Source organism: Klebsiella sp. P1954, from assembly GCF_018199955.1.
Taxonomy (GTDB): domain Bacteria; phylum Pseudomonadota; class Gammaproteobacteria; order Enterobacterales; family Enterobacteriaceae; genus Klebsiella; species Klebsiella pneumoniae.
On sequence record NZ_CP073373.1, the window covers coordinates 2,141,993 to 2,167,975 of the forward strand.

Sequence of the window (25,983 nt, forward strand, 5' to 3'; positions counted from 1 at the left end):
GCTGCGCTTAGCAGGGCCAGGGCTCTGCGCCATCTGGTAGCCTGGATAAGGCGCAAGCCGCAATCCGGGGCAACATTAGCGCCGAACACCTGTATAAAACCCCAGCGCCCCTCATGAAACCAGGCTATAATCAGGCCTGGTTTTTTATCGGCGAGAATACCCGTGACCCAGCCACGAGCAGGATTTTTACTCACCCGTCACTGGCGGGACACTCCGCAGGGCACCGAGCTCTCCTTCTGGCTGGCCACCGACGACGGTCCGCTGCAGGTAACCCTCCCGCCGCAGGAGTCCGTCGCCTTTATTCCCGAAGCGCAGCGGGCGCAGGCTGAACGGCTGCTGCAGGGGGAGAAAGGGCTCCGCTTCGCCCCGCTGGCCCTGAAAGATTTCCACCGTCAGCCGATTGTTGGCCTCTACTGCCGCGCCCATCGCCAGTTGATGCGTCTGGAGAAGATGCTCCGCGACAGCGGCGTCACCGTTTACGAAGGCGATATCCGCCCGCCGGAGCGCTATCTGATGGAGCGCTTTATCACCGCCCCGGTGTGGGTGGAAGGCGAAACGCGCGGCTCGCAGCTGGTCAACGCACGCATGAAGCCGAACCCTGACTATCGTCCGCCACTGAAATGGGTGTCGCTGGATATCGAAACCAGCCGCCACGGCGAGCTGTACTGCATCGGTCTGGAAGGCTGCGGCCAGCGGGTGGTCTACATGCTGGGCCCCGAACCGGAAACGCCGCCAGACGTCGACTTCGAGCTGGTCTTCATCGCCAGCCGTCCCCTGCTGCTGGAAAAGCTCAACGCCTGGTTTGCCGAACACGACCCCGACGTGCTGATCGGCTGGAACGTAGTGCAGTTCGATCTGCGCGTTCTGCAAAAGCACGCCGAACGCTATCGCATCCCGCTGCGGCTCGGCCGCGGCAACAGCGAGCTGGAGTGGCGTGAGCACGGCTTTAAGAACGGCGTCTTTTTCGCCCAGGCCAACGGGCGGCTGATTATCGACGGCATCGACGCGCTAAAATCGGCGTTCTGGAATTTCTCCTCCTTTTCGCTGGAGGCGGTGGCCCGCGAGCTGCTGGGAGAAGGCAAAGCCATCGACAACCCATGGGATCGGATGGATGAGATCGATCGCCGCTTTCATGAAGACAAACCGGCGCTGGCCATCTATAACCTGCAGGATTGCGAGCTGGTGACGCGGATCTTCCACAAAACGGAGATCATGCCGTTTTTGCTCGAACGGGCGACGGTCAACGGTCTGCCCGCCGACCGCCACGGCGGCTCGGTCGCCGCCTTCAGCCATCTCTATTTCCCGCGCATGCACCGCCTGGGCTACGTGGCGCCGAATCTCGGCGACGTACCGCCGCAGGCGAGCCCCGGCGGCTACGTTATGGACTCCCGCCCCGGCCTGTATGACTCGGTGCTGGTGCTGGACTATAAAAGCCTGTATCCGTCGATTATTCGTACCTTTTTAATCGATCCGGTCGGCCTGGTTGAAGGGCTGGCGCAACCCGATGACCAGCACAGTATCGAGGGCTTCCTCGGCGCCCGCTTCTCGCGAGATAAGCACTGCCTGCCGGGGATTGTCAGCCAGATCTGGCACGGCCGGGATGAAGCCAAACGCCAGCACAATAAGCCGCTCTCTCAGGCGCTGAAGATCATTATGAACGCCTTTTACGGCGTGCTGGGGACCAGCGCCTGCCGCTTCTTCGACCCGCGTCTCGCCTCGTCGATCACCATGCGCGGCCATGCGATCATGCGCCAGACCAAAGCGTTAATTGAAGCCAAAGGCTATGACGTTATCTACGGCGATACCGACTCCACCTTCGTCTGGCTGAAGCGCCCGCACAGCGAAGCCCAGGCGGCGGAGATCGGCCGCGAGCTGGTCAGCCATGTCAACGCCTGGTGGGCGCAGGAGCTTAGCAAAAGCCAGCTTACCAGCGCCCTGGAGCTGGAGTATGAAACCCACTTCTGCCGCTTTTTAATGCCGACGATCCGCGGCGCCGATACCGGCAGCAAGAAGCGCTATGCCGGGATGATTCAGGAGGGCGATGCCCAGCGCATGGTGTTTAAGGGTCTGGAAACGGTGCGTACCGACTGGACGCCGCTGGCCCAGCAGTTTCAACAGGAGTTATACCTGCGCATCTTCCGCAACCAGCCGTATCAGGATTATGTGCGGGAGACTATCGCCAGGCTGATGAACGGCGAGCTCGACGAACAGCTGGTTTATCGCAAACGCCTGCGCCGGCCGCTGGCGGAGTATCAGCGCAACGTACCGCCGCACGTGCGCGCCGCCCGGCTTGCCGATGAACACAACCTGAAGCTTGGGCGGGCGCAGCAGTATCAGCAGCGCGGCACCATCAAATACGTCTGGACCACCAGCGGCCCGGAGCCGGTGGATTACCAGCAGTCGCCGCTCGATTACGATCACTATTTAACAAAGCAGTTGCAGCCGGTGGCGGAAGGGATCCTGCCCTTCGTCAACGATGACTTTGCTACAATAGTGACAGGACAGTTGGGGCTATTTTGATTTTTTGTCACCCATTCCACGGGCACGAAAGCCTAAAAATGAAGCGTGAGGAGAACGTGACGAACGTTCTGCCATCCAGTAATATAGCGCCCTTTCCATTCCTGGCCCCAATTTTGACGCATCTCCGATTGTTCATGGAGATGATCAACTATTGCCTGCAATTAAAGAACTAAAGAGCCGAACATATATGCCTTTTACACTTGGTCAACGCTGGATTAGCGACACAGAGAGCGAACTAGGATTAGGGACGGTGGTAGCGCTGGATGCGCGCATGGTCACTCTCCTTTTCCCCGCCATCGGCGAAAACCGTCTGTACTCTCGCAACGATTCCCCGATCACCCGCGTAATGTTTAACCCGGGCGACACCATCACCAGCCATGAAGGCTGGCAGCTCCACGTTGACAAAGTGAATGAAGAGAACGGGCTGCTGTCCTACACTGGCACCCGCCTGGACACCCAGGAAGCGAACGTCACCCTGCGTGAAGTGCTGCTCGACAGCAAACTAGTATTCAGCAAACCGCAGGACCGCCTGTTCGCCGGCCAAATCGACCGCATGGATCGCTTTGCCCTGCGCTACCGCGCGCGCAAGTTCCAGAGCGAACAGTACCGCATGCCGTGGAGCGGCCTGCGCGGCCAGCGCACCAGCCTGATCCCGCACCAGCTGCATATTGCCCACGATGTGGGCCGTCGTCACGCGCCGCGCGTCCTGCTGGCCGATGAAGTGGGCTTAGGTAAGACCATTGAAGCCGGGATGATCCTGCACCAGCAGCTGCTCTCCGGCGCCGCCGAGCGCGTGCTGATCGTGGTCCCGGAAACCCTCCAGCACCAGTGGCTGGTGGAGATGCTGCGCCGTTTCAACCTGCGTTTCTCGCTGTTCGACGACGAGCGCTACGCCGAAGCGCAGCACGATGCCTACAATCCGTTCGAAACCGAACAGCTGGTGATCTGCTCTTTAGACTTCGTGCGTCGCAGCAAGCAGCGCCTGGAGCACCTGTGCGACGCCGAATGGGACCTGATGGTGGTCGACGAAGCGCACCACCTGGTGTGGAGCGAAGAGGCGCCGAGCCGTGAATATCAGGCTATTGAACAGCTGGCTGAGCGCGTGCCGGGTATCCTGCTGCTGACCGCGACGCCGGAACAGCTGGGAATGGAGAGCCATTTTGCGCGCCTGCGTCTGTTGGATCCGAACCGCTTCCACGATTTTGAACAGTTTGTCGAAGAACAGCAGAACTACCGTCCGGTGGCCGACGCCGTCGCCCTGCTGCTGGCGGGCAACAAGCTGAGCGATAGCGAACTCAATACCCTGGGCGATCTGATCGGCGAGCAGGATATCGAGCCGCTGCTGCAGGCCGCCAACAGCGATCGCGAAGATGCCCAGGCCGCGCGCCAGGAGCTGATCTCGATGCTGATGGACCGCCACGGCACCAGCCGCGTGCTGTTCCGTAATACCCGTAACGGCGTCAAAGGTTTCCCGAAACGCGAGCTGCACACCATTCGTCTGCCGCTGCCGACCCAGTACCAGACGGCCATCAAAGTGTCCGGCATTATGGGCGCGCGCAAAACCGCGGAAGAGCGCGCGCGCGACATGCTCTATCCGGAGCAGATCTATCAGGAATTTGAAGGTGATACCGGTACCTGGTGGAACTTCGACCCGCGCGTCGAGTGGCTGATGGGCTACCTGACCAGCCATCGCTCGCAGAAGGTGCTGGTAATCTGCGCTAAGGCCGCCACCGCCCTGCAGCTGGAGCAGGTGCTGCGCGAGCGCGAAGGCATCCGCGCCGCGGTGTTCCATGAAGGGATGTCGATTATCGAACGCGACCGCGCCGCGGCGTGGTTTGCTGAAGAAGACACCGGCGCCCAGGTGCTGCTGTGCTCCGAGATCGGCTCCGAAGGACGCAACTTCCAGTTCGCCAGCAACCTGGTGATGTTCGACCTGCCGTTTAACCCGGATCTGCTGGAGCAGCGTATCGGTCGTCTCGACCGTATCGGCCAGGCGCACGATATCCAGATCCACGTTCCGTACCTGGAAAAAACCGCGCAGTCGGTGCTGGTGCGCTGGTATCACGAAGGGCTCGACGCCTTCGAACATACCTGCCCGACCGGTCGCACCGTCTACGACAGCGTGCACGATGAACTGATCAACTATCTTGCGGCGCCGGAATCCACCGACGGCTTTGACGATCTGATCAAATCCTGCCGCCAACAGCATGATGCCCTGAAGGCGCAGCTGGAGCAGGGCCGCGACCGTCTGCTGGAGATCCACTCCAACGGCGGCGAGAAAGCCCAGGCCCTGGCGGAGAGCATCGAAGAGCAGGATGACGACACCAGCCTGATCGCTTTCTCGATGAACCTGTTCGATATCGTCGGCATCAACCAGGACGACCGCGGTGAAAACCTGATCGTCCTCACCCCTTCCGACCATATGCTGGTGCCGGATTTCCCGGGCCTGCCGGAAGACGGTTGCACCATCACCTTCGAACGTGACGTGGCGCTGTCGCGTGAAGATGCGCAATTTATTACCTGGGAACACCCGCTGATACGCAACGGTCTGGACCTGATCCTTTCCGGCGATACCGGCAGCAGCACCATTTCCCTGCTGAAGAACAAGGCGCTGCCGGTCGGCACCCTGCTGCTGGAGCTGATCTATGTCGTCGAAGCGCAGGCGCCGAAGCAGTTGCAGCTCAACCGCTTCCTGCCGGCAACCCCGGTTCGCATGCTGCTGGATAAAAACGGCAACAACCTCGCCGCGCAGGTGGAGTTCGAAAGCTTCAACCGCCAGCTTAGCGCGGTCAACCGCCATACCGGTAGCAAGCTGGTCAATGCGGTGCAGCAGGACGTTCATGCGATTCTGCAGCAGGGTGAAGCGCAGATCGCCAAAGCGGCGCAGGGGCTGATCGACGCGGCGCGTAACGAAGCCGATGAAAAGCTGACGGCGGAGCTGTCGCGTCTGGAAGCGCTGAAGGCGGTGAACCCGAACATCCGTGACGACGAACTGGCGGCGATCGAAAGCAACCGTCAGCAGGTGATGGATGCGCTGGCGCAGGCCGGATGGCGTCTGGACGCGCTGCGTCTGATCGTCGTCACTCACCAGTAACGGAACGCGAACATGGCGATGGAAAACTACAATCCGCCGCAGGATCCCTGGCTGGTGATCCTGTATCAGGATGAGCACATCATGGTGGTCAACAAGCCGAGCGGCTTGTTGTCCGTCCCCGGTCGTCTTGAGGAGCATAAAGACAGCGTGATGACGCGCATTCAGCGCGACTTCCCGCAGGCCGAATCGGTGCATCGCCTGGATATGGCCACCAGCGGCGTGATTGTGGTGGCGCTGAATAAAGCCGCCGAACGTGAACTGAAGCGTCAGTTCCGCGAGCGCGAGCCGAAGAAGCAGTACGTCGCCCGCGTCTGGGGCCATCCGCAGCCGGCGGAAGGCCTCGTGGATTTACCGCTGATTTGCGACTGGCCGAACCGGCCAAAGCAGAAGGTGTGCTATGAAACCGGCAAAGCGGCGCAAACCGAATATGAGGTGCTGGAGTACGCAGAAGATAACACCGCCCGCGTGCGCCTGAAGCCGATTACCGGACGGTCGCACCAGCTGCGCGTGCATATGCTGGCGCTGGGGCATCCGATCCTTGGCGACCGCTTCTATGCCACGCCGGAGGCGCTGGCGATGGCCCCGCGCCTGCTGCTGCACGCCGAGACGCTCACCATCACCCATCCTGCCTACGGCAACGCGATGACCTTTCGCGCGCCGATCGACTTTTAACGCTCATACTTCGAGTTGCATGCGGGTTGGCTGCGTGCAACTCGGATTAGTGAGGATACAGAAAACAATCCCGATTAATCGCGGGCGAACCACGCGTCAATCATCTGCTCAACGCGGGCGACGACGAGATCGGTGTCGTGACGACGGCTGCGCGCACAGGCGTGCGCCGGCTCATCGCACAGCAGGCAGCGGCGCTGCGATTCGCCCAGCGACTGGCGTCCCACCAGCCCGTTCTGCGGACAGATTACATCGATATCCCACAGGCGTCCCAGCGGATGGCTCTGCTCCAGCGTACTGCACATCGCTTTGATTTCGCTGGCCGGATGCGCTACGCACCACAGCGCTTCTGGCCCGGTCGGCAGCCATAGCACCTGACGATCCAGCGTTTGCCAGCGGTGCTTCCACAGCAGCTGATCGCAGGCCTGGAGGGCAACGCCCATCATATTGCGATAGCGAATGCTGTCCTTCACCGCCCCCGGGGTCACCAGGGTCAGGGAAATAACAGGCTGCTGATAATGGGCCAACCAGTCGGCCTGGCGGGCTGCACGCTGCTCTTTCGCCGCCAGCAATGCGTCGATGCTGACGCCCGCCTGGGCGGGAGTATCCACTGACATTAATTCCTCTCCTACATATGATAAATACGACAGCGCCTGGACTGTCATGATGATGGTTGCGATAGCCGATCGCGCGCTGATTGTAACGCTAAATGCGGAGCATTTAGGATACAGAACGCAGATATTTTCGGCGTTCTGTAGCGGAAAATAGCAGATTTATCGCTGAGCGTAGCGTTATATCACGCCAGATAGTGGCTGAGGAACAGCAACCCCAGCGAGACATTTATCGCCCCGCCGATGCGGGTAGCGATCTGCGCGAACGGCATCAGGCTCATGCGGTTGCCGGCGGTCAGGATCGCCACATCGCCGGTGCCGCCCTGCCCGCTCTGGCAACAGGAAACAATCGCCACATCGATCGGGTGCATCCCTATCTTTTTACCAACCAGGAAACCGGTCGCCACCAGCGCGGAGACGGTACTGACGATCACCAGCAGGTTGGTTAAAGTGAAGGCGTTTACCAGTTCCTGCCACGGGGTGATCGCCACGCCGACGGCAAAGAGGATCGGGTAGGTGACCGCGGTGCGGAAGAATTTATACACCATCTGCGACCCCTCCTGCAGACGCGGAGACACCACGTTAGCCAGCTTTAACAGCACCGCGAGGAACAGCATGCCTACCGGCGCCGGCAGACCAATCAGTTTGTGGCCGAGCATCCCCATCATATACAGCAGTACCGCCAGCAGCGCGCCGGAGGCGAGGGTCCCAACGTCGGTCTTACCGCTCACGCCTTCGCTCTCGCTGAGGCTGCGGGTTTCATGGCTGCGGTTCGGCATCAGTTGCCCTTCGCCGGTCAGATGCGGGAAGCGCTTGCCGAGCTGGTTGAGGCAGCCGGAGATGACGATCGCCGTCAGGCTGCCAAGCATCACCATCGGCAATACCCGGCCCAGGGCCACGCCCTGCTCCATATGCATCAGCGCGGCATAACCCATTGACAGCGGGATCGCCCCCTCTCCCACGCCGCCGGCCATAATAGGCAGCACGATAAAGAAGAATACCTGGAACGGCTCCATGCCCAGCAGCGTGCCGACGCCGATGCCCACCAGCATGCCGACCACTTCGCCGCACAGCATCGGGAAGAAGATCTTCAGAAAGCCCTGAATCAGCGTGGTGCGGTTCATACTCATGATGCTGCCGACAATGATGCAGCAGATATAGAGATAGAGGATGTTAGTGGATTTATAGAATTTGGTCGTGGATTCAATAACCACGTCAGGCAGCAGACCATAGTGGACCAGCGCGGAAGGAATAAAGGTGGCGCAGATCGCCGCCGCACCGAGTTTCCCCAGCACCGGGAGGCGTTTACCAAACTCGCCGCAGGCGAAGCCAAAGAAAGCCAGGGTGGCCACCATCACCACGATATCGCTCGGCAGTTTGCCGCCAAGGCAGTCGAGGGCAATCAGTCCTCCGGCCAGCAGAAACAGCGGCAGCGGGACGATCCCCACCTTCCAGTTATCCATGATATGCCACCAGCGCTGCTTGAGCGTGGTTTTCGGCGTATCGATCGGTTCAAGGGTTGCAGAGAATGCATTGTCTGTGGTGCTCATAAATTCAGCCCTGTCGTTATTATTCATTTTCAGCGTAAAGGGACAGCGGCGTCGTTAATGTGAAGCTTCCCAGATTAAAAAAGAAGTTTTAATGGTCACTATGGTTTTTATGGTTTCTATTCGCTGAACTGCCCGGGAGTGATATATCTCTGATTTATGACTGTGGTTTTTATGGTTTTTATTTCCCGCCGGCCGCCTATTTCCGCCGCGACCGCTGGCGGCAGCCCGCGCCTGCGCCGCTGATCACAACTTTCCCTTAACATTTACGTCACGTGACAGAAAAATGTTAGAGTGCCGGTATGGTTAATACGTCGTCCGGGGCCTATGAAATTATCTTTTCAATATAAGCTGTTTATTTCTCTGGTCGCTTTTTTCTCGGTCCTTTTTATCGCGCTGGGCATTTATTATTATTTTGACGCCAGCCGCCAGCTTTATCAGGAGATGAGCGCCCGGGCCAAAATACAGGCCGAAGAGATAGCCCTGATGCCGAATTTACGTCAACAGGTCAGCCGGCACGACCCACAGGCGATTCAGGCGTTTATGCAGCAAATCGCCGCCCATAGCGACGCCAGCTTTATCGTCATCGGCGACCGTCAGGGAGTTCATCTGTTTCATTCCGTCCATCCGGAGTGGGTTGGCACCCGACTGGTCGGCGGCGACAACCAGGCGGTACTGGAAGGGAAATCCATCACCACCATTCGCAAAGGCGGCCTCGGGGTCTCGCTGCGCAGCAAAACGCCCATCGTTGATGACGCAGGGCGTGTGATCGGTATTGTCTCCGTCGGCTACCTCACCAGCTATCTCGACAGCATTACTCTGACTAAAGTGATCAATATTTTTATCGCCGCCGTCCTGCTGCTCATCGCCCTGTTTATCTTCTCCTGGTACTTTACCCGCAGTATCAAGAAGCAGATTTTTTCGCTCGAGCCGCGGGAAATTGGCCTGCTGGTTCGCCAGCAAAAGGCGATGATGGAGTCGATCTTTGAGGGGGTGATCGTCATCGATCGCCAGCGGCGTATTGAGGTGATAAACCATGCCGCCCGCAGCCTGCTGGGGCTCAGCCAGCCTGCCCGCCAGCTGCGCGGTCAGTCGATCGACAGCGTCATTTCGCCGCAGCCCTTTTTCGCCAGCGGCGACATGCTCGAACGCGATACCCACGATGAGCTGTGCCGCTTCAACCAGTTGACCGTGCTCGCCAGTCGGGTGCGCATTATGCTGGAGAATACCCTGCAGGGCTGGGTGATCACATTCCGTGACCGCAATGAAATCAATGCCCTCACCGCCCAGCTGAGCCAGGTGAAGCGCTATGTCGACAATCTGCGCATCATGCGCCACGAGCAGCTCAACCGGATGACTACCCTCTCCGGCCTGCTGCATATGGGCCATTATGACGAAGCGATCCGCTATATTCAGGCCCAGTCGGAACATGCTCAGGAGCTACTGGATTTTATCTCCTCGCACTTCCACTCGCCGACGCTATGCGGTCTGCTGCTCGGCAAAGCCACCCGCGCCCGCGAAAAAGGCGTGGCGCTGAGCTTCGACCCGGCCTGCCGCATCGACCGCCCCCTGCCGTCGCTAATGGAATCCGAGCTGATCTCCATCATCGGCAACCTGCTGGATAACGCCATCGAAGCCACGCAGCGTGCCGAGCTGCCGCATGAGCCGGTGGAAGTCCTGATCCAGCTCAACGCCCGGGAGTTGATTATCGAAGTGGCCGACCGCGGCGTCGGCATCCGCCCCGATATCCGCGAGCGCATTTTTGAACGCGGCGTCACCACCAAAACCCGTGGCGATCACGGCATTGGTCTGTATCTTATTGAACATTATGTCACTCAGGCGGGCGGCACCATCGAAGTCGCCGATAACGCGCCGCGGGGAACGATCTTCACCCTATTTATCCCGGCCGACGCGCACGCCTGTCCGCAACCGGAGGTCCACGATGCATCATGACCTGGTCGATGTGCTAATCATTGAAGATGAGAGCGAACTGGCGCGCCTGCACGCCGAGCTTGTGCAAAAACACCCGCGACTGCGGCTGGCAGGCATGGCGGCCTCCCTCGCCCAGGCGCGGCAGCTGCTTCACGCCACGCCGCCGCAGTTGGTGCTGCTGGATAACTATTTACCGGACGGCAAAGGCGTCACGCTGATGACCGACCCGGCGCTGGCGACCAGCCAATGCTCGGTGATCTTTATCACCGCCGCCAGCGATATGGAAACCTGCAGCCAGGCCATCCGCAACGGCGCCTTCGACTATATCCTTAAGCCGGTATCATGGAAGCGGCTGAGCCAGTCGCTGGAGCGCTTTATCCAGTTCTACGATCAGCAACGGGAGTGGAAAATCGTCGATCAGCAAAACGTCGATTCCCTCTATCAACTGCAGGCGAAGAACTATCGCGTGGATAGCGGCAGCAAGGGGATTGAAGAGAAAACGCTGGCGCTGGTGCAGGGACTGTTTAGCGGCCGGGAAGCGCACTGTTTTTCCGTTGATGAAGTGGTCAGCGCCGCCGGGCTCAGCAAAACCACCGCCCGTCGCTATCTGGAGCACGGCGTTGAGACCGGTTTTCTGGAAGTGGAGATGCTGTACGGAAAAATTGGCCATCCGCGGCGGCTGTATCGCCGCGCTAAGGTCAAAAGTTAAAACCCCTCGCCGGACGGGAGGGGCTGGAAACGTCAGAAGCCGCGCTGCTCTTTGATCAGCTCCCAGGCCTTCTGGATCTCCTGGGCCTTCTGTTTGGCCATCTCCATCATCTCCGGCGGCAGACCTTTCGCTACCAGCTTGTCCGGATGATGTTCGTTCATCAGCTTGCGATAGGCGCGCTTCACCGTCGCCGCGTCGTCGGTCGGTTTTACTCCCAGCACATTGCAGGCATCTTCGAGGGTCGGCCCACGCTGCGCCTGCTGCCAGCCGGCGTTGCCGCCATGCTGGCCATAAGAGCGCTGCTGCGAACCGCCGCCAAACTGGGCGCCGCCCTGCATCATCCGCAGGAATTGATCGAACTGGGCGCGGGAGATGCCGAGCTCGTCGGCAATGACGAACAGCACTTCACGTTCGTTAGGATGCAGTTCGCCATCAGCGAACGCCGCCTGCAGCTGAATTTCCAGAAACATCCGAATCAGATCGAAACGGCCAAAACAGACGCTGCGCAGCTGACGCATTTTCTCGCGCAGGGGATAGTTGTCGGCCTTACCGTCGCGAAACGCCTGCTGCGCCGCGGTGCGCGAGGCGCCATGCAGGTTCATGCGATCCATTAGCACATTAGCGACATGAATATCCGCTTCGGTAACGCGGCCCTTGGATTTGGTCAGGTGCCCCATCACTTCGAAGGTGGTGGAAAAGAAGAGCGACTGACGCTCCTGCTGATTGGCGAAGAGATTTAACCGGCGGCTGCGCGCCCGGTCAAACATATGGCCGACCAGAAAGCCAAGCACCACGCCCCAGAACCCACCACCCATCAGCAAAGCCACTGCCACGCCAATCACTTTACCCAAATACTGCATAGACTCCCCAACTGTTTATCGCCGTTAAGCTCGAATATGACCGCACGTTACCCGGCACTCGCGCCTCGGTCAATTGTGGGACATAGCCTATAATTTGCTTTATCATACTCGTCATTCAACAGGGTGCCTAACGCTCGGGCTCGAAACGGGCAGGATTAACACTAGCGTGATAATGTTGAGTAAGTTAGGCTCTGACCGTTTGCAAGCCGCTGTCACAAGATGATGGAACAATAAATACAACGTATGAAAAAACGTATTCCCAGCCTCCTGGCTACGATGATTGCCAGCGCCTTGTATAGCCAACAAGGCCTCGCTGCCGATCTCGCAACGCAATGTATGCTTGGCGTGCCAAGCTATGATCGTCCGCTCGTGGAAGGTCGTCCTGGCGATCTGCCGGTGACGATTAACGCCGATCATGCGAAGGGCAACTACCCGGACAACGCCGTCTTTACCGGCAACGTCGATATTAACCAGGGGAATAGTCGCCTCCGCGCCGACGAAGTTCAGCTGCATCAGCAGCAGGCCGCGGGCCAGGCGCAGCCGGTGCGCACGGTGGACGCGCTGGGCAACGTGCATTACGACGATAACCAGGTGATCCTCAAAGGGCCAAAAGCCTGGTCGAATCTGAATACCAAAGATACCAACGTCTGGCAGGGCGATTATCAAATGGTCGGACGCCAGGGACGCGGCACCGCCGACCTGATGAAACAGCGCGGTGAAAACCGCTATACCATTCTCGAAAACGGCAGCTTTACCTCCTGTCTGCCGGGCTCCGACACCTGGAGCGTCGTCGGCAGCGAAGTTATCCACGATCGCGAAGAGCAGGTTGCCGAGATCTGGAACGCCCGCTTCAAGCTTGGCTCTGTGCCGATTTTCTATAGCCCCTACCTGCAGCTGCCGGTGGGCGATAAGCGTCGTTCAGGCTTCCTGATCCCGAACGCGAAATACAGCACCAAAAACGGCGTGGAATTCTCCCTGCCGTACTACTGGAACATCGCGCCAAACTTCGATGCCACCATTACTCCGCACTATATGAACAAACGCGGCGGCGTGATGTGGGAAAACGAGTTCCGCTATCTGACCCAGCTCGGCAGCGGCTTAACTGAATTCGACTACCTGCCGTCGGATAAAGTCTACGAAGACGACCACTCGAGCGACAGCAACAGCCGCCGCTGGCTGTTCTACTGGAACCACTCAGGGGTTATCGATCAGGTATGGCGTCTGAACGCTGACTACACCAAGGTCAGCGATCCTGACTACTTCAACGACTTCAGCTCGAAATATGGTTCCAGTACCGACGGCTATGCGACGCAGAAATTCAGCGCCGGTTACGTCAACCAGAACTTTGACGCCACGGTATCGACCAAACAGTTCCAGGTCTTTGACCGCGAATCGAGCAACTCCTATTCGGCTGAGCCGCAGCTCGACGTCAACTACTACCAGAATGATGTCGGTCCGTTCGATACCCATCTCTATGGACAGGTTGCCCATTTTGTTAACTCGAATAACAACATGCCGGAAGCGACCCGCGTTCACTTCGAACCGACGATCAACCTGCCGCTGTCCAACGGTTGGGGCAGTCTGAATACCGAAGCCAAGCTGCTGGCGACTCACTACCAGCAAAGCAACCTCGATAAGTACAATGCCGCCAACGGCACTGACTATAAAGAGTCCGTCAGCCGCGTAATGCCGCAGTTTAAAGTCGACGGCAAAATGGTCTTTGAACGCGACCTGCAGGAGGGATTCACCCAAACGCTGGAACCGCGCGTGCAGTATCTGTACGTGCCGTACCGCGATCAGAGTGAAATCGGCAACTACGACTCCACGCTGTTGCAGTCGGATTACACCGGTCTGTTCCGCGACCGTACCTATAGCGGTCTGGACCGCATCGCGTCGGCTAATCAGGTCACCACCGGGCTCACCTCGCGCGTGTATGATGCCGCCGCGGTGGAACGTTTTAATATTTCCGTTGGTCAAATCTACTATTTCACCGAGTCACGCACCGGTGATGACAACATCAACTGGGAGAACAACGATACCACGGGTTCACTGGTCTGGGCCGGCGATACCTACTGGCGCATTGCCGATGAATGGGGTCTGCGCGGAGGGATCCAGTACGATACGCGTCTGGATAACGTTGCCACTGGTAACGGCACCATTGAATACCGTCGCGATGAGAACCGCTTAGTTCAGCTTAACTATCGTTACGCCAGCCCGGAATATATTCAGGCCACGCTGCCGTCATATTCCACCGCGGCACAATATAAACAGGGTATTTCGCAGGTGGGGATGACCGCCAGTTGGCCAATTGTCGATCGCTGGTCCGTGGTCGGGGCCTACTACTACGATACTAATACCCGGAAAGCAGCAAACCAGATGTTGGGTGTGCAGTATAACTCCTGCTGCTACGCCATCCGTCTTGGCTACGAACGTAAAGTCAACGGCTGGAACAGCAACGACAACGGCGGCGAGAGCAAATACGATAACACCTTCGGAATCAATATCGAATTGCGCGGTCTGAGCTCTAACTACGGCCTCGGCACCCAGCAGATGCTGCGCTCGAACATTTTACCGTACCAGAGCTCCCTGTGATGCGGCTGGTTTACAACATCATCCGCATTTGCGGTTAATCGAAATGGAAAAAGTATGAAGAACTGGAAAACGCTGCTTCTCGGTATCGCCATGATCGCGAATACCAGTTTCGCTGCCCCCCAGGTGGTCGATAAAGTAGCGGCCGTCGTCAATAATGGCGTCGTGCTGGAAAGCGACGTCGATGGTTTGATGCAATCGGTTAAGCTCAATGCTGGTCAGGCTGGCCAACAGCTGCCGGATGACGCCACCCTGCGCCATCAAATCCTCGAAAGACTGATCATGGACCAGATCGTGTTACAGATGGGGCAGAAGATGGGCGTGAAGATCTCTGACGACCAGCTCGATCAGGCTATCGCCAACATCGCCAAACAAAATAATATGACCTTGGATCAGATGCGCAGCCGTCTGGCCTATGAAGGCATCAACTACAACACCTACCGTAACCAGATCCGTAAAGAGATGCTGATTTCGGAAGTGCGTAACAATGAAGTGCGTCGTCGCATCACCGTGCTGCCGCAGGAAGTGGAAGCGCTGGCGAAACAGATCGGCGACCAGAACGACGCCAGCACCGAGCTCAACCTGAGCCACATCCTGATCCCGCTGCCGGAGAACCCGACCTCTGACGAAGTCGCCGCGGCCCAGGAGCAAGCAAACTCCATCGTTGAGCAGGCGCGCAACGGCGCCAACTTCGGCAAACTGGCGATCACCTACTCCGCTGACCAACAGGCGCTGAAGGGTGGCCAGATGGGCTGGGGCCGTATCCAGGAGCTGCCGGGCATTTTCGCTCAGGCGTTAAGCACCGCGAAGAAAGGGGATATCGTCGGTCCGATTCGTTCCGGCGTTGGTTTCCACATTCTGAAAGTCAACGACCTGCGCGGTGGTACCCAGAATATCTCCGTTACCGAGGTTCACGCCCGTCATATTCTGCTGAAACCGTCGCCGATCATGAACGACGCCCAGGCTCAGGCTAAGCTGGAACAGATCGCAGCCGAGATTAAGAGCGGGAAAATCACGTTTGCTCAAGCGGCGAAAACCTATTCGGAAGATCCGGGCTCGGCAAACCAGGGCGGTGATTTAGGCTGGGCCACGCCGGACATCTTTGACCCGGCGTTCCGCGATGCGCTGATGCGTCTGAACAAAGGGCAGACCAGCGGACCGGTGCACTCTTCCTTTGGCTGGCATCTGATCGAACTGCTGGATAGCCGTCAGGTCGACAGAACCGACGCCGCGCAGAAAGATCGTGCTTACCGCATGCTGATGAACCGCAAATTCTCTGAAGAAGCGGCAACCTGGATGCAGGAACAGCGCGCCAGTGCGTATGTTAAAATTCTGAGCAACTAATATCGATGCCTGAAACCCGTAAAGTTGTTATCACTCCCGGCGAACCCGCCGGGATTGGCCCTGACCTGGTCGTGCAGCTTGCCCAGCGCGACTGGCCAGTTGAGCTGGTGATTTGCGCCGATGGCGCCCTGTTAACTGACCGAGCCAAGCGGCTCGGTCTTCCTTTATCTCTCCTCCCTTACGATCCCGCGCAACCTCCTGTTCCTCAGCGCGCCGGTACCCTGACGCTGCTGAACGTGGCGCTAAACGTCCCGGCGGAGCCCGGCGTGCTGAATGTGCAAAACGGCGCCTACGTTGTGGAGACGCTGGCGCGCGCCTGCGACGGTTGCCTTAGCGGCGAGTTTGCGGCGTTAGTGACCGGCCCGGTGCATAAAGGCAACATCAACGACGCCGGTATCGCCTTTACCGGTCATACCGAGTTCTTTGAAGAGCGCGCGAAGGCCAGCAAAGTGGTGATGATGTTGGCGACCGAGGAGCTGCGGGTGGCGCTGGTCACCACCCATCTGCCGTTGAAAGCCATCAGCGAAGCGATTACCCCCGAGCTACTGCGCGAGATCATCACCATTCTCGATCACGACCTGCGCACGAAATTTGGCATTGCCCAGCCGCATGTGCTGGTTTGCGGGCTTAACCCGCACGCTGGCGAAGGCGGCCATATGGGAACAGAAGAGATAGACACCATCATTCCGGTGCTGGAAGAGATGCGCGCAAAGGGGATGAACCTCAGCGGTCCGCTGCCGGCAGACACCCTCTTTCAGCCGAAATATCTTGATCATGCCGATGCGGTACTCGCGATGTACCACGATCAGGGCCTGCCCGTGCTAAAATACCAGGGCTTTGGCCGCGGCGTGAACATTACGCTCGGTTTACCTTTTATTCGTACCTCCGTCGACCACGGCACCGCACTGGAATTAGCGGGCCAGGGAAAAGCGGACGTCGGCAGTTTTATCACGGCGCTTAATCTCGCCATCAAAATGATTGTTAATACCCAATGAATAATCGAGTCCATCAGGGCCATTTAGCCCGTAAACGCTTCGGGCAGAACTTCCTCAACGATCAGTTTGTGATCGACAGCATCGTCTCGGCGATTAACCCGCAGAAAGGCCAGGCGATGGTTGAAATCGGCCCCGGCCTGGCGGCCCTGACCGAGCCGGTCGGCGAACGCCTTGACCAGCTGACCGTCATCGAACTGGACCGCGATCTGGCGGCTCGCCTGCAGACGCATCCGTTCCTCGGTCCAAAGCTGACCATCTATCAGCAGGATGCGATGACCATGAACTTTGGCGAACTGGCGGAGAAAATGGGCCAGCCGCTGCGCGTCTTCGGCAACCTGCCGTACAACATCTCGACCCCGCTGATGTTCCATCTGTTCAGCTATACTGATGCCATTGCCGATATGCACTTTATGCTGCAGAAGGAAGTAGTGAATCGTCTGGTTGCCGGACCGAACAGTAAGGCGTATGGTCGGTTAAGCGTGATGGCGCAATATTATTGCCAGGTGATCCCGGTACTCGAAGTGCCGCCGAGCGCGTTTACCCCGCCGCCTAAGGTCGACTCCGCGGTGGTACGCCTGGTGCCGCACAGCACCATGCCGTATCCGGTCAAAGAGATCCGGGTGCTGAGCCGCATCACCACCGAAGCGTTCAACCAGCGCCGCAAGACTATCCGCAACAGTCTCGGCAATCTGTTCAGCGTGGAAGTGCTGACCGAGCTGGGCATCGACCCGGCCATGCGCGCCGAAAATATTTCCGTGGCGCAGTACTGCCTGATGGCCAACTGGCTGTCTGACAATCTGCCAACGAAGGAGAGCTAACCATGATTCATTCGCCCCGGGTGTGTGTCCAGGTACAGAGCGTCTATATCGAATCGCAGTCTTCCCCGGAAGAAGAGCGCTACGTCTTCGCTTACACCGTCACCATTCGCAACCTGGGGCGGAGTCAGGTTCAGCTGCTTGGCCGCTACTGGCTCATCACTAACGGCCACGGTCGTGAGACTGAAGTTCAGGGTGAAGGGGTGGTCGGCGAGCAACCGCATATTCCCGCCGGCGGTGAATATCAATATACCAGCGGCGCAGTGATTGAAACGCCGCTGGGAACCATGCAGGGTCATTATGAAATGATCGATATCGACGGCGCGCCGTTCCGTATTGAGATCCCTGTTTTCCGTCTCGCAGTTCCAACGCTCATTCATTAAAACAATGTCAACATACCTTATTGGCGACGTTCACGGTTGCTACGATGAACTGATCGCATTATTAGCGCAGGTTGAATTCGATCCGCGGAGAGATACGCTGTGGCTGACCGGCGATCTGGTGGCCCGAGGCCCGGGATCGCTGGAGGTCCTGCGCTATGTCAAATCTCTGGGCGACAGCGTACGACTGGTGCTGGGCAACCATGACTTACACCTGCTGGCGGTCTTTGCCGGTATCAGCCGCAACAAGCCGAAGGATCGTCTGAAACCACTGCTGGAAGCGCCGGATGCCGATGAGCTGCTCAACTGGCTGCGTCGCCAGCCGCTGCTGCAGGTGGATGAAGAGAAAAAGCTGGTGATGGCCCATGCCGGCATTACGCCGCAGTGGGATCTGGAGACCGCCCAGCAGTGCGCGCGCGATGTTGAAGCAGTGCTCTCCAGCGACTCCTATCCTTTCTTCCTCGATGCCATGTACGGCGACATGCCGAACCACTGGAGCAACGAGCTGAGCGGCCTGGCGCGCCTGCGCTTTATCTCTAACGCCTTTACCCGCATGCGCTACTGTTTCCCGAACGGCCAGCTGGATATGTATTCGAAGGAAGCGCCCGAGGACGCCCCGGCGCCGCTGAAGCCGTGGTTTGCCATTCCCGGCCCGGTCAGCAATGCCTACAGCATTGCCTTTGGCCACTGGGCTTCGCTGGAGGGACGCGGCACACCGGAGGGGATTTACGCCCTGGATACCGGCTGCTGCTGGGGCGGGGAACTCACCTGCCTGCGCTGGGAAGATAAGCAGTACTTCACCCAGCCGTCAAACCGGCAGAAAAGCCTCGACGAAGGCGAAGCCGTCGCGTCCTGACTCTTCCCGGATAGCGGCGCGTTGCGCCTTATCCGGGCTACCTGCGGCGTCGTTTTGTCGGGTGGCGGCTAACGCCTTACCCGACCTACATTTCCTTGCCATTTGTATCCTTGGGCAGCGCTCCAGGAAGACGAAGCCCGCGACGGGAAACACGACGAGATACTGAGTGCGCCATCGTCGCGCAATTCATGCAAAAGAAAACCCCGGTCACGCCAGACGCGACCGGGGTTTTTTTATCGCTATCCTGCCCGCTTAACGGCGTTCGAGGATCTCAAAGCAGTAGCTATGAGAGTTCTGCGCGTCGGCGTCATGAAACTCGCTGAACACCGACTCCCATTCGTCCGGATCGTAATCCGGGAAATGGGTATCGCCTTCCACTTCCGCATCAATATGGGTCAAGTAGAGCTTCTGCGCTTTCGGCAGGAACTGCTCATACACCCGGCCGCCGCCGATCACCATAATCTCTTCCACATCGCCGCAGGCGGCAATTGCTTCTTCTACGGAGGAGACCCACTGCACGCGATCATCGCTGCCGGGTTTGCTGCTGATCACGATATTTTTACGCCCCGGCAATGGGCGCCCAATGGATTCCCAGGTCAGACGCCCCATCACCACCGGCTTATTTAACGTGTTGCGTTTGAACCAGGCGAGATCGGCAGGCAGGTTCCATGGCATGGCGTTTTCCATACCAATGACGCGATCTACCGCTAACGCCGCAATCAGACTGATCATTCATTCATTCCCGAGTGCAAAAAATTGTCGCCACTATACGGAAAGCGTACAACTTCGTCGACTGGCCGGAGGGTAAAGAATAAGAAAATTTTCTGATTTGCTGGCAAGCCCACGTTCACACCGTGGGCCGCCAGAAGAGGATCCAAACGAAAACAAAATGTTACTGGTCAGCCTCAGGCTGAGGGCTTATTTTCCGGCTCATCGGCGATATCCCCGGTGTGCCTGCCCTCTTCCGTACCCTGCCAGCCATGACGCTGCACCAGCGACAGATGATGACGATCTTCGTTGATGATGCCGGTCAGCATATCGCTGGTCCGCTTGAAGACCGCCACCCGCGACGCGGCATCGTTTTCCGCCATCGCCACCATCTCTTCGACCATTTGCAGGTTGAATCGACGAAACAGATCGGCCCGCTCGCGCGCTTCATAGGCGCCGAGCCCCAGCGCCTCCAGCGTCATTCGGCCGGACTTCAGCGCCGCCTCGAAGGTTTCACGCTCCGGGGCCTCGACGCCAGCCTGGCGCAGCTGAATGTAATGATCGACATCGCGGGCGCGGGAGATGATCTGCAGATGCGGAAAATGCTCTTTTACCCTCGCCACCAGCTCCAGGCTGACGTGCGGATCGTCAATGGCATTGATCAGCACTTCCGCCTTTTCGGCCCCGGCCGACTCCAGCAGATCGACCCGGGTGGCATCGCCGTAGAAAACCTTCATATCAAATTTGCGCAGGGTATCGACATGGTCCGGGTCATGATCGAGGATCACCATCTTCACCCCGCTCGAGAGCAGCAATCGCCCGGCAATCTGCCCGAAGCGGCCAAAGCCGGCAACAATCACCCGCGGCTGCTCTTCATCAATCTCGTCAGCATCACGCGCCTGGCCGCTGGACGATTTCTCCAGACGGGTCAGCAGCACCAGCAGAATGGGGGTTGCCGCCATCGACAGGGCCACCGCCAGGGTCAACGCTTTTGCCCATTCGCCGTCCAGTACATCCGCCATCCGCGCGGCGCCAAACACCACAAACGCGAACTCACTCCCCTGCCCCAGCAGCACCGCAAACCAGCGGCGCTGGGCGCGCGGTACGCCAAGCGGCCTGGCGATAAGCCACAGCATCAGCATTTTTATCGCCAGGAAACCGACCAGCAAAATCACAATACGCAGCGGATGGGTGACCAGGGTGCCGAAATCAATCGACATGCCGACGCCGATAAAGAACAGCCCCAACAGCAGTCCTTTAAACGGCTCAATATCACTCTCCAGCGCATGACGATATTCGGAGCTGGCCAGCAGCACCCCGGCGAGAAACGCCCCCATCGCCATCGACAGCCCCACCTCTTCCAGCAATAAGCCAAAGCCGAAGACCAGGAACAGGGCCACGGCGCTGAACACTTCGCGCAGACCAGAACGGGCGACAAAGCGCAGCAGCGGGCGGGTCAGATATCGCCCAAGGACCACCACCAGCGCCAGCGCTGCGGCCACTTTCAGCGCGGAGAGGGCAAAAGCCATCAGCGAAGTGGCGCCGCCGCTGGCCGCCAGCAGCGGGATCATCGCCACCAGCGGGATCGCGGCGATATCCTGGAACAGCAGCACTGCGAAGGCGCTGCGCCCCATCTGCGACACCGTCAGATTGCGCTCATTCATCGCCTGCATAGCGATCGCGGTTGAGGAAAGCGCCAGAGTCATACCAATCAGCTCGGCCACCTGCCAGCGCAGGCCCAGCAGCATGCAGAACAGACCGATCAACACCCCGCAGGCCACCATCTGCAGTGCGCCGCCGCCAAACACCGAGGCGCGCAGCTTCCATAAGCGCTGCGGATCGAGCTCCAGACCAATGACGAACAACATCAGCACCACGCCAATCTCGGCAAAGTGCAGAATCGCCTCGGCATCGGTCACCAGCCGCAGCGCCCACGGGCCGATAATACAGCCGGCGATGAGATAGCCCAGCACTGACCCCAGCCCCAGACGGACGGCGATGGGCACAATCAGCGCCGCGGCGCCGAGGTAAATCAACGCCTGTATCAGCGTATGGCTATCCATTCTGGTGTGCCTCCTGCCAGTCGATTAAGCGTTGACGATAGCGGCGGGCCTGCGCCTGCAGCGTTTCATCATCGCAGATAAAGGTGCAGTGCATAGCGAACGGCGGCAGCCATTTCATCCCGCAGTAAAGCGCGGTTGCCTGCAGAGGCTGCGCCAGCACCGGGAAACCGGGGAATGAACCGATGTCGAAGTGGCTTTCACCGCCGCCGGTGGTCACCGCCCACATCAGCGATTTACCGCGCAGGGCAATACCGTTATGGCCATAGGCCCAACCGTGCGCCAGCACTTTGTCCATCCACAGCTTCAGCAGCGGCGGTACGCTATACCACTGCATAGGATGCTGCCAGATAACCAGATCGGCACGGGCCAGCGCCGCCTGCTCGGCGGCGACATCGATATTAAAGTCGGGATAGAGTTGATAGAGGGAGCGTATCTCTACGCCTTCAAGCGTCCCTGCCTGTTCAAGCATTCGCTTATTCGCATGAGAATGCTGCGGATAAGGATGCGCATAAATTATCAGAATCATTGATTGGCCTGCGTTTGCTCTTGTCGTAATCAGCAAGAGTGTAGACAGTTAAGCGAACCGCTTACAATGATAACTGTGATTTATGTCGCGATGACTTACGCAACGCGCGCCCTGAGGGTTAACGTCAGGCCTTAGTTATCCAGCTCGTCCATGGACTTCACCTGGTCGCGGTTAATCTGCTCCACGCGGCCGGTTTCGGCATTTTTGTATGAGACGAGGCCGGTGTCATCATCCACCTGCGGTTTGCCGCTGGTGACAATGGTCTTGCCGTCGGTGGTTTTGATCGACTGATTCGATGAGCAGCCGGCCACGAACATGATTGCCGTCGCTGCCAGTGCGGATGCCACCAGAATATTGTTCCGCATTGTATCCTCCTGTCTTTTCATCAATAAGTATCGTTATAGTGCTAACTATAGTTAGCCTGACCCGACAGGGGGTTAAAAGCAGAACTCTCTGAAGATGGCTGCGGCCAAAAAAAATAGGCTGACGATGTCGTCAGCCCAGGATTGTTGCTATCCGGCCAGGCCGGGAAGCTTATTTAGTGATTTGCGCGTGCATTTCCTGAACCGAAATCACCTTCTCGGTGGCGTCAGCGTTCAGCGCCATCGCGGTGGCAAAGCCGCCGTTCAGGGTGGTGTCGTAATGCACTTTGTACTGCAGCGCGCTGCGGCGAATCAGCTTGGAGTCTTCAATCGCCTGGCGACCTGCGGTGGTGTTGATGATGTAGGTATATTCGCCATTCTTGATGCGGTCCTGAATGTGCGGACGACCTTCATGCACCTTGTTCACCAGACGCGGGTTAATGCCCGCTTCACCCAGCACAATCGCCGTACCGTGAGTCGCATCCAGCTCGAAGCCAAACTTCAGCAGCTTCGCCGCCAGGTCAACCACGCGCTCTTTATCGCCTTCGCGGACGGAGAGCAGCGCGCGACCCTGTTTCTTCATGGTCGAGTTGCTGCCCAGCTGCGCTTTGGCGAACGCTTCAGCAAAGGTGCGGCCGACGCCCATCACTTCCCCGGTGGAGCGCATTTCTGGCCCTAACAGCGGGTCAACGCCCGGGAATTTATTGAACGGCAGGACCACCTCTTTCACCGAGTAGTACGGCGGGATGATCTCTTTGGTCACGCCCTGCTGCGCCAGTGTCTTACCGGCCATCACGCGCGCCGCCACTTTCGCCAGCGGGACGCCGGTGGCTTTGGAGACGAACGGTACGGTACGCGCCGCACGCGGGTTGACCTCAATCAGATAAACTTCGTTATCTTTCACCGCGAACTGGACGTTCATCAGGCCACGAACCTGCAACTCGAAGGCCAGCTTCTGCACCTGCTCGCGCATCACATCCTGAATCTCTTTGCTCAGGGTGTAGGCTGGCAGGGAACAGGCGGAGTCGCCGGAGTGGACGCCTGCCTGCTCGATATGCTCCATGATGCCGCCAATCAGCACCATTTCGCCATCGCAGATGGCATCGACATCCACTTCAATCGCATCGTCGAGGAAGCGATCCAGCAGCACCGGCGCGTCGTTGGAGACGCTGACCGCGGTCTGGAAGTAGCGGCGCAGATCCTGCTCGTCATAGACGATCTCCATCGCCCGGCCGCCGAGCACATAAGACGGACGCACTACCAGCGGGTAGCCAATCTCTTTCGCTTTCTCTACCGCCTGCTCAATGGCGGTGACGGTGGCGTTCGCCGGCTGCTTCAGCTTCAGACGGTCAACCGCGTGCTGGAAGCGCTCACGGTCTTCCGCCCGGTCGATAGCGTCCGGACTGGTACCGATAACCGGCACGCCGGCAGCTTCCAGGGCACGAGCCAGCTTCAGCGGGGTCTGGCCGCCGTACTGGACGATAACGCCTTTTGGCTTCTCGATGCGCACGATTTCCAGCACGTCTTCCAGGGTCACCGGCTCAAAATACAGACGGTCGGAGGTGTCGTAGTCGGTAGAGACGGTTTCCGGGTTACAGTTGACCATGATGGTCTCGTAACCGTCCTCGCGCAGCGCCAGCGAGGCGTGTACGCAGCAGTAGTCGAATTCGATACCCTGACCGATACGGTTCGGGCCGCCGCCGAGGACCATGATTTTATCGCGGTCAACGGACGGGTTGGACTCACACTCTTCTTCATAAGTGGAGTACATGTAGGCGGTATCGGTAGCAAATTCCGCAGCGCAGGTGTCCACGCGCTTGTAGACCGGGTGCAGGTCATACTGGTCGCGCAGCTTGCGGATTTCCGCTTCCCGCACGCCCGCCAGCTTCGCCAGACGCGCATCGGCAAAGCCTTTACGCTTCAGGGTGCGCAGGAAGTCAGCGTCGAGGCCGTTGATGCCCACTTCCGCCACTTTCTCTTCCAGACGGACCAGCTCTTCAATCTGTACCAGGAACCAGCGGTCGATGTTGGTCAGGTTGAAGACGCCGTCAACCGAGAGGCCCGCGCGGAACGCGTCAGCGATATACCAGATACGCTCAGCGCCGGCATCTTTCAGCTCGCGGCGGATTTTGGTCAGCGCTTCCGGGTCGTCGAGGCTCACTTTCGGGTCGAAGCCGGTAGCGCCCACTTCCAGACCGCGCAGCGCTTTCTGCAAGGATTCCTGCTGGGTACGGCCAATCGCCATCACTTCGCCGACAGACTTCATCTGGGTGGTCAGACGGTCGTTGGCGCCGGCGAATTTTTCGAAGTTAAAGCGTGGGATTTTAGTGACCACGTAGTCAATGGACGGTTCAAAGGAAGCCGGGGTGCGGCCGCCGGTGATGTCGTTCATCAGCTCGTCAAGGGTATAACCTACCGCCAGCTTGGCTGCCACTTTAGCAATCGGGAAGCCGGTGGCCTTAGAGGCCAGCGCCGAGGAGCGGGAGACGCGCGGGTTCATTTCGATAACGATCAGGCGACCGTTTTTCGGGTTGACCGCGAACTGCACGTTAGAGCCGCCGGTTTCGACGCCGATTTCACGCAGCACCGCCATCGAGGCGTTACGCATGATCTGGTACTCTTTGTCGGTCAGGGTCTGCGCCGGGGCAACGGTGATGGAGTCACCGGTGTGGATCCCCATGGCGTCGAAGTTTTCGATGGAGCAGACGATGATGCAGTTATCGTTCTTATCGCGCACCACTTCCATCTCGTACTCTTTCCAGCCGATCAGCGATTCATCGATCAGCAGTTCGTTGGTCGGAGAGAGATCCAGGCCGCGTTCGCAGATTTCTTCGAACTCTTCGCGGTTATAGGCGATACCGCCGCCGGTGCCGCCCATGGTGAAGGACGGACGGATGATGCACGGGAAACCAACGTCGGCGGCAACCGCCAGCGCCTCTTCCATCGTGTGGGCGATACCAGAGCGCGCGGTGTCGAGGCCGATTTTCTTCATTGCGATATCGAAACGGCGACGGTCTTCGGCTTTATCAATCGCATCGGCGGTGGCACCAATCATGGTCACGCCGAATTCAGCCAGTACCCCCTGACGCTCCAGCTCGAGCGCGCAGTTCAGCGCCGTCTGGCCGCCCATGGTCGGCAGCACCGCATCCGGGCGCTCTTTTTCGATGATTTTACGCACCACTTCCCAGTGAATCGGCTCGATGTAGGTGGCATCGGCCATTTCCGGGTCGGTCATGATGGTCGCCGGGTTAGAGTTCACCAGGATAACGCGGTAGCCCTCTTCGCGCAGCGCTTTACAGGCCTGGGCGCCGGAGTAGTCAAACTCACACGCCTGACCGATAACAATCGGGCCCGCGCCCAGAATCAGGATACTTTTTATGTCTGTACGTTTTGGCATTGCTCT

General features: G+C 58.7%; 19 protein-coding genes. 11 read left to right on the plus strand and 8 right to left on the minus strand.

The window, feature by feature from the left end:
* The first annotated feature begins 162 nt into the window (after positions 1 to 162).
* The 3 genes from polB (at position 163) to rluA (ending at position 6,286) form a co-directional block, all read left to right on the plus strand.
* Positions 163 to 2,520, plus strand: coding sequence for a DNA polymerase II (gene polB, locus KB890_RS10365; RefSeq protein WP_020325236.1), 2,358 nt, complete (start codon positions 163 to 165; stop codon positions 2,518 to 2,520).
* A gap of 187 nt (positions 2,521 to 2,707) precedes the next feature.
* Positions 2,708 to 5,614 carry an RNA polymerase-associated protein RapA gene (rapA, locus tag KB890_RS10370; protein ID WP_004178574.1) on the plus strand — a complete coding sequence of 969 codons (2,907 nt, stop codon included), beginning with the start codon at positions 2,708 to 2,710 and terminating at the stop codon, positions 5,612 to 5,614.
* A gap of 12 nt (positions 5,615 to 5,626) precedes the next feature.
* Positions 5,627 to 6,286, plus strand: a complete 660-nt coding sequence (rluA, locus tag KB890_RS10375) for a bifunctional tRNA pseudouridine(32) synthase/23S rRNA pseudouridine(746) synthase RluA (protein ID WP_002888348.1) — start codon at positions 5,627 to 5,629, stop codon at positions 6,284 to 6,286.
* A 74-nt stretch (positions 6,287 to 6,360) separates the two neighbouring features.
* On the opposite strand, the gene citX is transcribed toward rluA, so the two are convergent.
* Positions 6,361 to 6,900, minus strand: a complete 540-nt coding sequence (gene citX, locus KB890_RS10380) for a citrate lyase holo-[acyl-carrier protein] synthase (protein WP_002888347.1) — start codon at positions 6,898 to 6,900, stop codon at positions 6,361 to 6,363.
* Between the two features lie 179 nt (positions 6,901 to 7,079).
* A complete protein-coding gene (locus KB890_RS10385) occupies positions 7,080 to 8,444 on the minus strand; it encodes a 2-hydroxycarboxylate transporter family protein (protein ID WP_002888345.1) in 1,365 nt (454 codons plus the stop codon).
* Positions 8,445 to 8,768: 324 nt separating this feature from the next.
* On the opposite strand from KB890_RS10385, the gene KB890_RS10390 reads away from it, so the two are divergent.
* Both KB890_RS10390 and KB890_RS10395 read left to right on the plus strand, forming a co-directional pair.
* On the plus strand, positions 8,769 to 10,394 hold the full coding sequence (locus KB890_RS10390; protein WP_004192048.1) for an ATP-binding protein: 1,626 nt from the start codon (positions 8,769 to 8,771) through the stop codon (positions 10,392 to 10,394).
* Complete coding sequence (locus KB890_RS10395; RefSeq protein WP_004182906.1) at positions 10,384 to 11,082, plus strand: response regulator; 699 nt, start codon at positions 10,384 to 10,386, stop codon at positions 11,080 to 11,082. The genes KB890_RS10390 and KB890_RS10395 overlap by 11 nt, the downstream gene beginning before the upstream one ends.
* A 32-nt stretch (positions 11,083 to 11,114) precedes the next feature.
* On the opposite strand, the gene djlA is transcribed toward KB890_RS10395, so the two are convergent.
* Positions 11,115 to 11,942, minus strand: coding sequence for a co-chaperone DjlA (djlA, locus tag KB890_RS10400; protein WP_002888332.1), 828 nt, complete (start codon positions 11,940 to 11,942; stop codon positions 11,115 to 11,117).
* Positions 11,943 to 12,185: 243 nt separating this feature from the next.
* Between djlA and lptD the strand changes: the two genes are divergently transcribed.
* Genes lptD through apaH form a run of 6 tightly spaced genes read left to right on the plus strand, consistent with a single transcriptional unit; the run spans position 12,186 to position 18,921 of the window.
* Positions 12,186 to 14,534 carry an LPS assembly protein LptD gene (gene lptD, locus KB890_RS10405; RefSeq protein ID WP_004147026.1) on the plus strand — a complete coding sequence of 783 codons (2,349 nt, stop codon included), beginning with the start codon at positions 12,186 to 12,188 and terminating at the stop codon, positions 14,532 to 14,534.
* Positions 14,535 to 14,588: 54 nt separating this feature from the next.
* Complete coding sequence (gene surA / locus KB890_RS10410; RefSeq protein ID WP_002888329.1) at positions 14,589 to 15,875, plus strand: peptidylprolyl isomerase SurA; 1,287 nt, start codon at positions 14,589 to 14,591, stop codon at positions 15,873 to 15,875.
* Between the two features lie 5 nt (positions 15,876 to 15,880).
* The gene (gene pdxA, locus KB890_RS10415) at positions 15,881 to 16,870 is read left to right on the plus strand and encodes a 4-hydroxythreonine-4-phosphate dehydrogenase PdxA (RefSeq protein ID WP_004177430.1); all 990 of its coding nucleotides are present in this window, start codon (positions 15,881 to 15,883) and stop codon (positions 16,868 to 16,870) included.
* On the plus strand, positions 16,867 to 17,688 hold the full coding sequence (rsmA, locus tag KB890_RS10420; RefSeq protein WP_002888324.1) for a 16S rRNA (adenine(1518)-N(6)/adenine(1519)-N(6))-dimethyltransferase RsmA: 822 nt from the start codon (positions 16,867 to 16,869) through the stop codon (positions 17,686 to 17,688). Before pdxA ends, rsmA begins: the two co-directional genes overlap by 4 nt.
* 2 nt (positions 17,689 to 17,690) lie before the next feature.
* Positions 17,691 to 18,068, plus strand: coding sequence for a Co2+/Mg2+ efflux protein ApaG (apaG, locus tag KB890_RS10425; RefSeq protein WP_002888323.1), 378 nt, complete (start codon positions 17,691 to 17,693; stop codon positions 18,066 to 18,068).
* 4 nt (positions 18,069 to 18,072) lie between these two features.
* Positions 18,073 to 18,921 carry a bis(5'-nucleosyl)-tetraphosphatase (symmetrical) ApaH gene (gene apaH / locus KB890_RS10430; RefSeq protein WP_002888321.1) on the plus strand — a complete coding sequence of 283 codons (849 nt, stop codon included), beginning with the start codon at positions 18,073 to 18,075 and terminating at the stop codon, positions 18,919 to 18,921.
* A gap of 252 nt (positions 18,922 to 19,173) precedes the next feature.
* On the opposite strand, the gene folA is transcribed toward apaH, so the two are convergent.
* The 5 genes from folA to carB all read right to left on the minus strand — a co-directional run bounded on the left by folA (position 19,174) and on the right by carB (position 25,977).
* Positions 19,174 to 19,653: a type 3 dihydrofolate reductase gene (gene folA / locus KB890_RS10435; RefSeq protein WP_002888320.1), complete on the minus strand. Its 480-nt coding sequence runs from the start codon at positions 19,651 to 19,653 to the stop codon at positions 19,174 to 19,176.
* Positions 19,654 to 19,826: 173 nt separating this feature from the next.
* Entirely contained in the window at positions 19,827 to 21,692 is a 1,866-nt protein-coding gene (kefC, locus tag KB890_RS10440) for a glutathione-regulated potassium-efflux system protein KefC (protein WP_004145992.1), read from the minus strand.
* Entirely contained in the window at positions 21,685 to 22,218 is a 534-nt protein-coding gene (gene kefF / locus KB890_RS10445; RefSeq protein ID WP_020325228.1) for a glutathione-regulated potassium-efflux system oxidoreductase KefF, read from the minus strand. Before kefF ends, kefC begins: the two co-directional genes overlap by 8 nt.
* Before the next feature lie 131 nt (positions 22,219 to 22,349).
* Positions 22,350 to 22,583 (minus strand): YgdI/YgdR family lipoprotein, encoded by a 234-nt coding sequence (locus tag KB890_RS10450; RefSeq protein ID WP_002888059.1) that lies wholly within the window; start codon positions 22,581 to 22,583, stop codon positions 22,350 to 22,352.
* 169 nt (positions 22,584 to 22,752) lie between these two features.
* Complete coding sequence (carB, locus tag KB890_RS10455) at positions 22,753 to 25,977, minus strand: carbamoyl-phosphate synthase large subunit (protein WP_002888056.1); 3,225 nt, start codon at positions 25,975 to 25,977, stop codon at positions 22,753 to 22,755.
* Positions 25,978 to 25,983 lie beyond the last annotated feature (6 nt).

Coding starts and splice junctions, on each gene's coding strand:
- rapA (WP_004178574.1), top strand. CDS start 2,708: ATGCCTTTTACACTTGGTCAACGCTGGATTAGCGACACAGAGAGCGAA.
- rluA (WP_002888348.1), top strand. CDS start 5,627: ATGGCGATGGAAAACTACAATCCGCCGCAGGATCCCTGGCTGGTGATC.
- citX (WP_002888347.1), bottom strand. CDS start 6,900: ATGTCAGTGGATACTCCCGCCCAGGCGGGCGTCAGCATCGACGCATTG.
- KB890_RS10385 (WP_002888345.1), bottom strand. CDS start 8,444: ATGAGCACCACAGACAATGCATTCTCTGCAACCCTTGAACCGATCGAT.
- KB890_RS10390 (WP_004192048.1), top strand. CDS start 8,769: ATGAAATTATCTTTTCAATATAAGCTGTTTATTTCTCTGGTCGCTTTT.
- KB890_RS10395 (WP_004182906.1), top strand. CDS start 10,384: ATGCATCATGACCTGGTCGATGTGCTAATCATTGAAGATGAGAGCGAA.
- djlA (WP_002888332.1), bottom strand. CDS start 11,942: ATGCAGTATTTGGGTAAAGTGATTGGCGTGGCAGTGGCTTTGCTGATG.
- lptD (WP_004147026.1), top strand. CDS start 12,186: ATGAAAAAACGTATTCCCAGCCTCCTGGCTACGATGATTGCCAGCGCC.
- surA (WP_002888329.1), top strand. CDS start 14,589: ATGAAGAACTGGAAAACGCTGCTTCTCGGTATCGCCATGATCGCGAAT.
- pdxA (WP_004177430.1), top strand. CDS start 15,881: ATGCCTGAAACCCGTAAAGTTGTTATCACTCCCGGCGAACCCGCCGGG.
- rsmA (WP_002888324.1), top strand. CDS start 16,867: ATGAATAATCGAGTCCATCAGGGCCATTTAGCCCGTAAACGCTTCGGG.
- apaG (WP_002888323.1), top strand. CDS start 17,691: ATGATTCATTCGCCCCGGGTGTGTGTCCAGGTACAGAGCGTCTATATC.
- apaH (WP_002888321.1), top strand. CDS start 18,073: ATGTCAACATACCTTATTGGCGACGTTCACGGTTGCTACGATGAACTG.
- folA (WP_002888320.1), bottom strand. CDS start 19,653: ATGATCAGTCTGATTGCGGCGTTAGCGGTAGATCGCGTCATTGGTATG.
- kefC (WP_004145992.1), bottom strand. CDS start 21,692: ATGGATAGCCATACGCTGATACAGGCGTTGATTTACCTCGGCGCCGCG.
- kefF (WP_020325228.1), bottom strand. CDS start 22,218: ATGATTCTGATAATTTATGCGCATCCTTATCCGCAGCATTCTCATGCG.
- KB890_RS10450 (WP_002888059.1), bottom strand. CDS start 22,583: ATGCGGAACAATATTCTGGTGGCATCCGCACTGGCAGCGACGGCAATC.
- carB (WP_002888056.1), bottom strand. CDS start 25,977: ATGCCAAAACGTACAGACATAAAAAGTATCCTGATTCTGGGCGCGGGC.